The organism is Flavobacterium erigeronis (assembly GCF_054075165.1).
This window is the reverse complement of sequence record NZ_JBSKGP010000006.1, coordinates 293,761-306,005: the sequence shown is the minus strand read 5'-3', so window position 1 is coordinate 306,005 and position 12,245 is coordinate 293,761. Positions and strand designations below refer to the sequence as shown.

Here is a 12,245-nt window from a genome sequence, read left to right as displayed (position 1 = left end):
ATCATTTAATTAAATGTAATACAGCAGGCCGGCATCTCAAAGATAAGGAACTTTTTTACTTTCAGGCAGATTTTCAGCGGCCGCTGAAAACCGTATTTTATTTGGAAGCAAGCAGTGCGGTTTTAAGCGCTTCAAAAGCATCTTCGAGAGTTATTTTAAGCGTATGGTCCGGGTTTTCAATTTTTGCAATTACATCAGAAAGTATCTGCTGGACGCAGCTGCCGTACACCTCGCCTTTTGTCTGCGGGATTTCAAAAGATCCCGATACGATGTGATCAGCGTCATACAAAATTCCAGATATCAGCGTGGATTCTTTCTCAGCCGCAACTCCGGATTCTGATGCGCCCCATCCTTCCGGGCGTGATACGTCTCCGGCTTTTGCAAACTCCTGCGCCTGAGTTTCAGACCACCTTGGGAGTCTGGACAGCTCTTCGCGGCTCTGCGCATTTACAAGCGCTTTCAGGTTTCCTTTCATCGGCATCCAGCCCTCTATGGTAATCCTGGCAAGATCATAGACCAGATTGATTGTGGTCTGCTCAAAAAAGCCGGGCCCGGAGAAGGCATGGTAATAATTTGCTATAAGGCCCTCATCGTATAAAACCATGGCAGCCACACGGTCGCGCTGATGCTCATTTCTTTTATGGGACACGCCGTAAACCTGAGAATATTTCTGTCCCCCCACAGCATTGATGATATCAAAAAAATGCACCCCGTGTTCCACCATAATCCCGCCTGACACATCCTCATTCCAGAACCAGTGGCTTTCGGGCAGGGATTCATCCTGCGCGTAGTTGTTTACCACAGCGTGGCGCAGCCTCCCCAGTGCGCCGTCCTGTCCTAGCTGGATGACCGCGTTTATAATGGGGTTATAACGGATCATATGGTTAACGGTAATAATCCTGCCGGTCTTCTGCTGCACTCTGAAAATCTCCTCTGCCTGCCGCTCTGTTATGGACAGCGGCTTTTCCAGCAGCACGTGCTTTCCGGCCTGCATTGCGGCGCAGGCCATTTCGCTGTGCAGCCCCGGAGGCGTCACAATGCTTACAATTTCAATTTCCGGGTCATTTACCAGATCTTTCCAATCACTGTACACCCTGCAGTTCTCTGCTTCTTTTATGTGGGATCCATGGTCTGCAACTGCGGCCACCTGCACATTTTCAAGTTTTGACCACCAGTGGTGCAGGAATTTTCCAAATCCCCCGTATCCTATTATTCCAACTTTATATCTTTTCATAAGAATTCTTTTTTTGTTTACCAATTAATCGGGCAGCTCCACAATGCTTTTAGGTTCTAGCCTTGCCTGCGCATTCATATGATGCCTGTATCTGCTGGATGTTTCATACGCAAGTTTTCTCACGCGCATGATATTCCCCAGCGGACGATGCTCGGGCAGGCAGTGGAACGGATTAAAACTCAGCACATCATCGGCATAAACCCTCCGCTGGGGGCTGAAGGTTTCCTGTGGCGGAAAAGCCAGCTTTGCCACCGGCTGATAAGGGCTTTCATCTTCCGGCCACTGCACCGAACCGTCCTCTACCGGCATTTTTTCCAGATCTGTGCAAAGCTGTGCGCTTAATTCATATTCTGCCGTATTGGATCTGAAAAAATCAGCTATAATTTTGGTCAGAAAAGCATTTTCGTCCTCATCAATTATCTCGCTTTCAATTTTTTTGCCAGACAGTCCCTTTACATTTTCAGACAATGGTTTTACGTTAATCTTTGCCACATAATCCCCGTAACGAAGTGCTGCCATACTAAAATAGGCATCGCCTAAAATGTGCGGTCCCGGTGCGCTTAATTTGTTTGTATTATCTGCCAGACCTACAGCGGCCATAACATTCTGCACCCCTACAGCGGCTTTCTGCGCAATCTGCTGGAACAGTTCGCCGCTTTGGGCCTGGCTCTCCAGACCTTCCTGCATTTTTAAATATTCATTTATTGTTCCTGTTGGAATTATTGGATAATTCACCAGCAGAAAATCCTGCGTCAGGGCATCTGACAGTTCAGGTAAAAATTTCTCTCCTTCTACTCCTATTATTTTGATTGCCATTCCTCTGAAGGCTGACAATTTATCTGGTACTATAGAACCTTGAGCCGTAGAAAAACGCACAATAACGGGATAGGTTTTAGGCTCTGCAAATAGTCCCTGAGCTAAATGTTCCGGCAGATTTTCATAAATGGTAATTTCGCCTTTTAAAACGGCATGGCTTTTGGCATGGGCATCTCTTATCGCATGACGGTATTTCTCGTACATCAGACGGTTTACTCTCGCCATGGAATCTACAATTTTCCGACTGATTTCCTGTTCATCCGGCTGCTGCACTTCTACCGAATCGCTGTAACGGATATAATGGGTGGATAAAGTCATAAAGTTTTTTTTAGTCTGATTTTATTTTTTTGCCGGACTGAACACCGCCTGCTGCAGGGAGAATTTTTTTGAAGGAACATTATTGCCTTCGGTCAGTTCGCTGAAATTGGCATTCATAATCCATGTTTCCGAACCAGTTGTTGCAGCCGTTGACGGAAAAGCAAACCGGTCTTCGACAGAGGTCGATTCTGCAACCTGTGCGGTTGTCCAGTTATCGGCCGTTATTAATTTGAAAATTTTATTTACCCCGCCGTTCTGCACCAGTGTCAGGGTATTATTATCGTCTAGAAGAAGTCCGTCTGCACTTGGAAAAAACTGATCTATTTTAACTTTAGTGCCTTTTTCGGGATTATTAAGTTCTATTTTTACCAGTGCACCGGTGCCGTTATTGGCAACAATTAAAAATCCCTGCGGATGAAAAACAATTCCGTTTGGTCCTACTCCGGCCGATTTTAACAGTTCGCTTCTGCTGAAAACAGCTGCCTTTCCATTGGTGTCCGCTTTATAAATTACATCGGCATAACTGTCCGTAACATACACGCTGCCCTGCTTGTCAAAAGCCAGGTCATTTGGGAAATGCTCTCCCGCAGCAAGGCCTGACAAATCAGTATCAGACAATTTTTTTCCGGATTTTATATCAATAGAAACCAGTCTTGCCATCTTCTTTTTAGTTTCGGGCGTGCTGAATTTGCTGTAATTGGCATCTGCTGCACAGAAAAAAAGCCGTTTTCCGTCCGGATGCACTTTTATCCCATAAGTCGACTTTAAAGATTTATCTGCATACAATTCGGTATATTTTCCCTCCCTGGTTACTTTTCCAACGGTTCCCAATCGCGCGGAAGTAACATAAAATGCATTCGAAGCTTTATCAAAAGCAACCCCTTCCGGATATGATTCCGGCGCTTCAAATTCAATTCGTTTTGTAGGCTGCTGTGCCCAGATTGCCTGAACAGACAGCATGAGTATGATAAACTTTTTCATAATTTATTTGTGTTTAAGGGCATAAATAATTCCATTTGCATCATCAGAAACATACACTACATCATTGCCAATGGCAAGACCGGCAGGTCTTCCAAAACGCTCATTTCCAATTAAAAATCCACTTAAAAAATCATCAGAGCTTACTGGATTTCCTTTTTTGTCAAATTTGATTCTTTCTACTTTGTATCCGCTCGGGTTTTGTCTGTTCCACGATCCGTGCCAGCATACCAGTGCATCGCCTTTGTTATTTCCCTGCTGAAAAAAGGCAAACGCAATCGGTGCGCTGTGAGCGGGAAATTCCATTACAGAAGGCTGTGTGGCTTTTACCCATCCTTCCTTTGTATTTCCCACAGGATCTTCCCTGCTCTGGTCAACGACACGTTTTCCATAAGCAAAAGGAAATCCGTAATTGCCACCCAGTACAATATGATTTAATTCTTCCGGCGGCCAGTCGTCGCCCTTTGTATCTCCGCCATTGTCCGCGCCCCACATTTCTTTTGTCTGGGGATGCCAGTCAAAACCTATCATATTGCGAAGTCCCGATGCATATAAAGTCCTTTTCCAGGTCTGCGGATCCACCTGAAGCAGTGAAGCGGTTTCTTTGTCGCTTTCTTTGCAGTCATTGCAGACGCTTCCCACAGAAATATACAATTTGCCGTCTGGCCCAAAATCCATAGTCCGGTTAGCGTGCTGTCCGCCGCTGGGCAGATCGTTAATTAACGTATCAGCAACTTTTCCAAAAGTACCATCTGTGTTTAAAGCATATCGAAGCACTTTGCTGTTATTGCACAAATACATAAAATTGTCTTTTGAGGTGATTCCGTGAACACCCGGAAAATCAGCAACACGCATCAAATCATCAAACCTGCCGTCTTTATCAGTGTCTTTGAGCATCAGCACATCGCCGGCATCGCGGCGGGTTACATACAATTGTCCGCTTTTGCCAACATACAGCATTCGAGGTTTTCCTAAACCTTTAGCCACCGGAGTTACCTGCCAGCCCTGGGCAGTTTTTAGTCCCGAGGCCAATTCGGTGCTGTATTCTAAATGTGTTGGGAAATTGGTGATTGTCGTTTTTTTTGTGTCTTCCTTGGGCGGAATCCCTTTTTGGGCATAAGACATGCAGCTTAAACCCAAAAGCAGTATAAAAGTGATTTTTGTTTTCATAAGGATTGTTAAGTGTTGATATTGCGGTTCAATTACTTTGAAAGATATTCATTTTGTGAAGCTTGTTAAATTTATTAAACACTGAAAGTCAAAACCTTACATTATATTAAAAATAATATTATATGATTTACAGTCTTTTATCCTTAAACGGCCGATGGAGACTCTAAAAGGAAGTCACAGAACCGGCAAGCAGCTTCACATCCTTTGTTAAAAAAGTGACAAATCTTTTTTACGTCTTCAAATAATTTAATTTCAGCATAATCGGGCCTAAAAACAAGCAATAAAAATAGTAGAACCGATTTGCCTTATGCTGTGGCCTGTGCAATCGTAAAATATAAATATTATTCTTTTATAAGATCTTCAAAATGAATTGGCAGGTTATTGATCCTTTTACCCGTTGCGTGGAAAATTGCGTTAGCGATCGCCGCAGGAATTGCAGTCATGCCAATTTCACCGACACCTTTAATTCCCAATTCGTTAATCAGCGTATCGTTTTCTTCAGCAAAAATAACTTCCATTTCTGGAATGTCTGCATGGACAGGAATATGGTATTCGCCCAGATTGGCATTCATATATTTTCCAAGATTTGGATCAATCAGCGTTTCCTCGTGCAGTGCCTTGCTGATTCCCCAGATCATGGAGCCCAATATTTGGCTTTTTGCCGTCTTCGGATTGATTATTTTTCCTGCTGCAACCGCCGTAACAGCTCTAGTAACAGTTATACTTCCTAAATCTTTATCTATTTCAACCTCAACAAATGAAGCGCTATGAGTCGCTTTGCTATATTTTCTGAGTTTCAGCAGATCTGGTCCTCCCAATTTGGTAACTTTAAACTCTTTACCATTATTAATTTTAATAAGCTGCTGAAATGAAATGAAAATATCCGGCTGATTTACTACACTAACGGCACGGTTTCGAAAAACAATCTGATGTTCTGGAATTTTTTCAAAAGGAGAATTATCCATATCTTTTATTTTCTTTATGATTTTCTTCTTTAGTTCCCTGATGGCAGCGACAATTGCCGTACCAGTAGAAGACGTAATGGCTGAACCTCCCTGAAACATGGAAAAAGGCTTTTTGCTGTCGCCATAAAAAAACAATACTTCATTGGCAGAAATCCCAAATTCATCGGCAGCTATCTGCGTCATAGCGGTCAGGGTTCCTGTGCCAATGTCGGTTGTGGCATTATGCACTTCCAGCCGGCCTTCTTTAGTTAATGCAGCTCCAGCCCTGGCGGGAAATTGGTATGCATCCCAAATGCCGGTTGCCATACCCCAGCCTACCAGCCTATTTCCTTTTTTTGTGCTTGCGGGTTTTGGATTTCGCATATGCCAGCCAAATTTTTCGGCACCTTTTTCGTAACATTGCTTTAATTCTTTGCTGGTAAAAGGTTTTTGCGTGGAAGGATCAATTTGCGAATAATTGTTAAGACGAAAATCCAAAGGATCCAAATTCAATTTATAGGCCAGTTCGTCCATAATGCATTCAATTGCATGCATACCGCTCACTCCTCCCGGCGCTCTCATATCGATAGGTGTGGCAAGGTCTAGCGGAGCCAGCTTATATTCAAATAAGGTATTCGCAGCCGGATACAGTTTATGGCTCCAGGGAACCAGAATTTCATTATAATCTTCATAAGCAGAAGTCTCGCCAACCGCGCTGTGATTCATAGCTGTTACTTTTCCGCTATTGTCGGCTCCGAACCGTAGTGACTGGACTACCTGAGGTCTGTGCCCAAACGAGAACATTTGTTTTCTTTCGAGTGTAACACGAACATTTCTTTTAAGTTCCAACGATGCCAGCACGCACAAAAACAATTGATACTGCGGACGAAGGCCTGACCCAAAAGCGCCTCCGACATACGGCGCCAGCACTCTGACATTTTTATATTTCAAGCCAAAAACATTGGCTACATAAAGCTGATTGTTTATTGTTCCCTGCGTTTTATCATAAATGGTCAATTTTCCATCGCCTTCATAAATAGTGGTTGTTGCAAAGAGCTCCATCGGATTGTGATGTTCGGTTCCGTGACGGTACTGGGCTGCAGCTGTAAATTCTGCACTTGCGTAGGCCTCTTCAAAGTTACCCGTTGGCTTTGGCGGAGGCGGTTTCAGCGGTGTCGCCATTCCTTTTTTCGGTTCTCGCGCCTTATCCTGATTTTGAGATAATACCGTATTAAACGTTTCTTCCTCATAAACAAACTTAATCAAAGTTGAAGCATAACGCGCCGTCTCAAAATCTTCTGCCACAATGAGAGCGATCGGCTGGCCATTATATCTGATACTATTATCGCTCAATGGCTTAAAAACCGTTCCTGGAGGCGCATCCATATCTGCATATTGTATATCGAACCAGGCAAGGCTTGGACGGTTTTCGTGCGTAAATATCTTTACAACTCCCTGAAGTGCGAGTACATCCGAGACATCAATACTTAAGATTTTTCCTTTTGTAATTGTACTGTTGACTACATAACCGTATAGGAGATCCGGAACATTATGCTCTGCTGCATATTGGGCACTTCCGGTAACTTTTTCAAAACCTTCCAGCCGGCTGAGGGGCTGTCCAACTAAGGGTCTATTTTCCATTCTTTTTATTTTTAGATTAAAGTGAAGGGCCAGCCCCCGGAATTTGCGATTCTGGATCTAAAGCCATTTCGCAGGCCCTGATAATTGCCCGCTTGGCAAGAGGTATCTTAAAATCATTATCTCCCCTTCCAACTGCTCCCGCTAAGATACGCTCAGCCGCCAAGGCAAAATTTTCTGCCGCTGCTTTTTTTCCTTTCAGCAGTTCTTCTGCTTCAGGTACGCGCCATGGTTTATGGGCAACTCCGCCTAAAGCGATCCTGGCTTTAGATATCGCATTTCCATCCATTTCAAAAGCGGCTGCAACAGACACCAATGCAAAAGCATACGAATGGCGATCCCGCAATTTTAAATAAGCATAATGCTTTGAAAACTGATTTGGCGGAAGATCAATTGAGGTAATCATTTCGCCTTGCTGTAAATTATTATCAAGATGCGGGGTGTCGCCGGGTAGTCTATGGAAATCAGCAAAAGGAATATGTCGCTCTCCATTTGGTCCCATTACATTTACCACCGCTTCCAGTGCGGCAAGGGCCACGCACATATCAGAGGGAAAAACTGCAATGCAATGCTCGCTTGTCCCTAAAATTGCATGCATACGGTTACAGCCCCCAATAGCGGGACAGCCTGATCCAGGCATGCGTTTGTTGCAGGGAACATCCGGATCGTAAAAATAATAACAGCGGGTGCGCTGCAAAAGATTGCCGCCGTTTGTTGCCATATTTCGTATTTGTGCCGAAGCGCCCGCAAGAATCGCTTTAGATAATAAAGGATAGCGTTTTTCTATAATGGATGATATGCCGTCGCCGCATTTTTGACCAACGCCCCTAATCGGACACCATTATTGTCAAGTTCTTCAATAGTATTGAGTGCTGCTATATCATTTACATCAATAAGTTTTTCGGGATTTGTCAGATTGTATTTCCAAAGGTCAATAATATTGGTTCCTCCGGCTAAAAACGTCGCTTTATTATCAGTGGATACAGCTTTAATGGCTCCATTGACTGTAATTTCTTTTTTATAATCAAAACTATTCATGACCGCTCCCTTCTTTTACCTGCATGATCGCATCTATTATTCCTTTATTAGCCCCGCAGCGGCAAAGATTACCGCTCATGAGCTCTTTTACCTGCTCACGGGACTGGGCTTTTCCCTCCTGCAGCATGCCAATAGCACTGCAGATCTGTCCAGGCGTACAATAGCCGCATTGAAAAGCATCGTGCTTGATAAAAGCTTTCTGAAGCGGATGAAGTTCCAAACCGTCTGCTATGCCTTCTATTGTTATAATTTCACTGCCGTTTTTTGCCACCGCCAGCGTCAGGCAGCTTAAAATTCTCTGGCCGTTGCACAAAACGGTGCACGCACCGCATTGTCCGTGGTCACATCCTTTTTTTGTACCGGTTAAATTAAGCCGTTCGCGAAGCGCATCTAATAATGAAACCCAGGGAAGAAGCTCCAGCTTATAATCTTTATTATTGATCGTGAGAGAAGTGAGAATCGAAAAATTATTTTTCATAATGAATTGTTTACAAAAGTGTAAAATACATCGATTAACAAAGCTCGTTAAGTAATTTCAGATTTACTTATACTTTAGACTTTCATCGTTACATAATTCTTACAACAATATTGGCGAGACATTTAATCTTGCGCAAAAAAAGGCAGAGCTTATGACTCTGCCTTTGCTATATAAATATTCTGAAAGTTTAAAATCAGAATAATCTCTGAAAAATGCTGTTTTGCGTTTTTGTAGCTAATGCTAAAAAAACAGCAATGCTGCCAAATAGTAAATGAGGCAGAAATACCTTCCCTGCAAAACCGAATATCCATGGCGAAAGCGCAAAAAATAAACCGGATAGTATTTCAATAACAATGTGAGCTTCCATTGGAAGCAGCTTATATATCCCAGCTTCGTAATCTGTCTGCAGGCTTAGAAAGATGGTGAAGATCCCGAATATATAAAAAATGAGACTCTGTGCGGTATGTGCTTCCAAACGAAATAAAGATGGCATAAATAGAAGCAGCAGCCCTATTGAGTAGTCCAGATAACCGTGGAGTTTTGTTTCTAAAAATTTCATAACTTTAATAATTTATTAAGCAAAGTTACCCCCGCAGGCCTTTTGAAAATTTACATTTTTTACTTTGCTGTTTATATAATTTAAGGAGCTTAGAAGGTTTTAAAATTACTGTGAGATGATATTATTGTTTTAAAATTTCACAAATCCAATAGGTTAATTCCAAGATACTTTAATGGCGCTTCCTCCGGCAACGGTATATTCCAGCAGCATTTTCGATTTTACTTTCGGTTCAATTATTTGATTTTGCTCAAAAACCTGCATTTTTATATTGTTATTATCATTAAGAACAATCTTAAAATTGCACTGAAATTCTACAGATCCCAGAACGGTAAAGCGCAAAGTCTGTTTTGATTTCCTGTAGTTTATAAGCGGATAATCCAGAAATAGTAAAAAGTCTTCATTTTTAACCTGATGATATTGTCGTACCATGGCGCCAAAACCAACACCTGCACCATAAACTTCCTGTCCCACCTGCCCGCTTTTTTCCCAGCCGCTGTAAAGGTCTTCGAGGGGAATCCAAAGCTCCTTTTGTATTTCTCCGGTTTTTACTTCTTCGGAAATCATTTCCGCAGGCAATTTTGTTGGATAGTAGAACGGCAGTCTTCCTACCGCATATTTTATAAATTCCGCAATAAGGATTTTTAGAGAAGGCAGCAGATCAATTTCCGCCGCCTGTATGAGATATTCTGAAAGCGCCGCATATACTTCCATTTCCTCATAAGCGGCGGTGTAAGGCGCATTGTTGAGAGGAAAAACAGAAAAGTAATTGGGGTAATTTTTACCGTATCCGTACTGGCAGTCCCATATTTGCATGTTCTTAAACAGGCATGCCAAACAGGCATAACTCAAATCCAGATACTCTTTTTTGCCTGTGATTTTAAACAATTCCAATAGTACCCCTGCCGAAAAGGCTGTATTGTTGGCCTGATAAAAAATATCAAATCCACGGCCCTCAAGCTTTTTAACCGATTTTTCTGCTTCGTTCAGATAGCGTTTATCGTTCGTCAGTCGGTACACCAATAGCATTAAATGTGCATACGAGCCCGGTACATCTTTTTCGCCTCCTTTCCCGGGTTCGGTTTCCCTGCGTATCACTTCCAAAGTATCCATTTTATAGAACACGGGCCATTCATAATTAAAATGATGCGCGACCTTTATGGCATATTCAATTGATTTCAAAACGAGTTCTTCCGCTTTTTTTTCTCCTTTCAGTGCAAGCCTGGTGAGGTTCATCAGCGGATGATACAGATACCAGGAATCCATGACCATTTCTTTTTTCTGGATCTCCGAATTATCAAGCTGGCCATTAAGCGCAGGGAGCCATCGGTTAATCGTTTTTACCTTTTGGTCATAGAAGGCCTCCAGACCGTTAAATAGTTCATTATAAACCGGATGCGTTCCTCCATACCAATGTTTCAGTTCATTTAAAGGCATCAATACGGCAAGCTGCACCATAACTTCGGCAGGCGTATCATAATCGCAGAGGTACGCATTGAGATAAGGGGAACCATTGGTCTGGGTCCAGCAGCCTTTGTTAGTGTAAATATCGTTAAGGCAGTTTTGCGTGATTTCCGGCCAGTTATGGTAAATAATTTCCGGGTGCGGCAGCAAACGGTAGACTCCTGCGAGATTATTTAAAAATTGGTGCGTTACTGCTATTTCATCATCAATAATTCCCTCAGAAAATAATACATAGGCATCGGAAATGATATAAGGCTTGCCGGCAGGCAGCGGCTTATCTTCTGCAGACGGAAGTCTGAATCCAATTTCGGGCCAGCTCCCGCAGACAGTGTCATCAACTGTAGTCTGCGTGGCTTCGCAGTAATCGCTTAAGGAACCCAGATCCTGAAAGTAAAAAAAAGATCCCGTCTTTGGCTTGGTCATGCTGGCGAACAAAATGCCAGAGCGCGACCCCATCTGGTTCATGTGTATTTTTCCATTGGTATTTTCCACACTTCCTTTTTGTGTTAAAGGAATAATATCTCTGGGCCAAAATGGAATCAGTAAGGGCTGGTTTGCTTTAAAAGTAGTTGTATAATGGAGCACTGCCGAGTTTTCGGACGGAAATGCTATAATAATTTCATACTGGCCTAATCTTGTTTCCAAGTTGACAACAAGAGTCTGGCCGTCATCAAACATATTGGTTATTTCAAAACAGCTGTTCATTCCAAAAGCAGGACGAAAAGCCATTTTTCCGCTCTCAGGCCAGGTAACCGCAATCCATAAGGAATCTCCCGTATTATAAGCTTGGAAATTGTATTTATGGCATTCTTTTTCCCAAATTACAGCACTGTTTTCTAAATCGGCATGCACTGTGGCAGCCCAGGGTGAAATGGTATTCATATTATTTATGTTTAAAAAGAATTAATTTTCGAGTAATAAAGCTTATAGCAGTAAAAGTTAAAAACTACCCACCTGTTTCCATATGCGGTGCATCTACGGGTTTTGACTGGGAGGAACCAATCTGGCGTAAAAATATAGAAAGTACAATTATTGCAAAGACAGAAAGGAATTCACTCTGCCAGTTCTGAAAGGATTCGAACCAGAACCTTGAATCGGCAATATAGTTTGAAGCTGTTTCCAGAGGCATTCCTTTTAAAGAAAGCTGCCGGTTCTCATCCTTTAAGCTTCCATAGAAATGAGCCCCGAAGGAAAGCAGGAAAAGTAAAAATAAAACAATTGAAAGAGAATGTTTGTAGATTTCTAAAATCAAGCCACCTTTCTTAACTGGCCATGGAGCACCTTTTCTTTTAGAAGAAGGCTCTCTGTCAACCTCCTCTTCTTTATCAAAATCTTTGGATTCTGAAGACCCCTTTTGCTGCAGAAAAATAGTTAACACTACAAGAAGCGCCATTTGCAGAAATTCACTTTCCCAATTCTCAAAAGTGGACTCTATAAAATGCCCTGTTGAAAAATAGGCCAGCAGCGAAACTGTAGAAGCGCCATTTTCAAGAAGTTCTTTATTATATTCTTTAAGACCGAAAATAATTTGTCCTGCAAAAGAAAAAACAAATAATAATAGAATGCAGATCGATAGACCGTTGTTGCGTATAAAAGTTTTCATAAGCCAAT

General features: G+C 42.4%; 10 protein-coding genes and 1 pseudogene. All 11 read right to left on the bottom strand.

Features of this window, described 5'->3' with window-relative positions; translation table 11 throughout:
* Positions 1 to 97 precede the first annotated feature (97 nt).
* Positions 98 to 1,234 (bottom strand): Gfo/Idh/MocA family protein, encoded by a 1,137-nt coding sequence (locus tag ACWA1F_RS13890; protein WP_306157284.1) that lies wholly within the window; start codon positions 1,232 to 1,234, stop codon positions 98 to 100.
* 24 nt (positions 1,235 to 1,258) lie between these two features.
* Positions 1,259 to 2,368: a catalase family protein gene (locus tag ACWA1F_RS13885; protein WP_306157286.1), complete on the bottom strand. Its 1,110-nt coding sequence runs from the start codon at positions 2,366 to 2,368 to the stop codon at positions 1,259 to 1,261.
* A 21-nt stretch (positions 2,369 to 2,389) separates the two neighbouring features.
* Positions 2,390 to 3,349 carry an SMP-30/gluconolactonase/LRE family protein gene (locus ACWA1F_RS13880; RefSeq protein ID WP_306157288.1) on the bottom strand — a complete coding sequence of 320 codons (960 nt, stop codon included), beginning with the start codon at positions 3,347 to 3,349 and terminating at the stop codon, positions 2,390 to 2,392.
* A gap of 3 nt (positions 3,350 to 3,352) precedes the next feature.
* Complete coding sequence (locus ACWA1F_RS13875) at positions 3,353 to 4,516, bottom strand: PQQ-dependent sugar dehydrogenase (RefSeq protein ID WP_456894409.1); 1,164 nt, start codon at positions 4,514 to 4,516, stop codon at positions 3,353 to 3,355.
* Between the two features lie 341 nt (positions 4,517 to 4,857).
* Positions 4,858 to 7,101, bottom strand: coding sequence for a xanthine dehydrogenase family protein molybdopterin-binding subunit (locus ACWA1F_RS13870; protein ID WP_306157291.1), 2,244 nt, complete (start codon positions 7,099 to 7,101; stop codon positions 4,858 to 4,860).
* A gap of 16 nt (positions 7,102 to 7,117) precedes the next feature.
* Entirely contained in the window at positions 7,118 to 7,504 is a 387-nt protein-coding gene (locus tag ACWA1F_RS13865) for an FAD binding domain-containing protein (protein WP_456894461.1), read from the bottom strand.
* A gap of 36 nt (positions 7,505 to 7,540) precedes the next feature.
* Positions 7,541 to 8,136, bottom strand: a pseudogene (locus ACWA1F_RS13860) (FAD binding domain-containing protein); the annotation flags it as partial.
* Entirely contained in the window at positions 8,129 to 8,614 is a 486-nt protein-coding gene (locus ACWA1F_RS13855; RefSeq protein WP_306157296.1) for a (2Fe-2S)-binding protein, read from the bottom strand. The pseudogene ACWA1F_RS13860 and the gene ACWA1F_RS13855, both read right to left, overlap by 8 nt.
* Before the next feature lie 193 nt (positions 8,615 to 8,807).
* Positions 8,808 to 9,173, bottom strand: a complete 366-nt coding sequence (locus tag ACWA1F_RS13850) for an SPW repeat protein (RefSeq protein ID WP_306157298.1) — start codon at positions 9,171 to 9,173, stop codon at positions 8,808 to 8,810.
* Positions 9,174 to 9,326: 153 nt separating this feature from the next.
* Positions 9,327 to 11,516 carry a glycoside hydrolase family protein gene (locus ACWA1F_RS13845; protein WP_306157299.1) on the bottom strand — a complete coding sequence of 730 codons (2,190 nt, stop codon included), beginning with the start codon at positions 11,514 to 11,516 and terminating at the stop codon, positions 9,327 to 9,329.
* Between the two features lie 64 nt (positions 11,517 to 11,580).
* Positions 11,581 to 12,237: a DUF6766 family protein gene (locus ACWA1F_RS13840; protein WP_306157301.1), complete on the bottom strand. Its 657-nt coding sequence runs from the start codon at positions 12,235 to 12,237 to the stop codon at positions 11,581 to 11,583.
* Between the last annotated feature and the right edge of the window lie 8 nt (positions 12,238 to 12,245).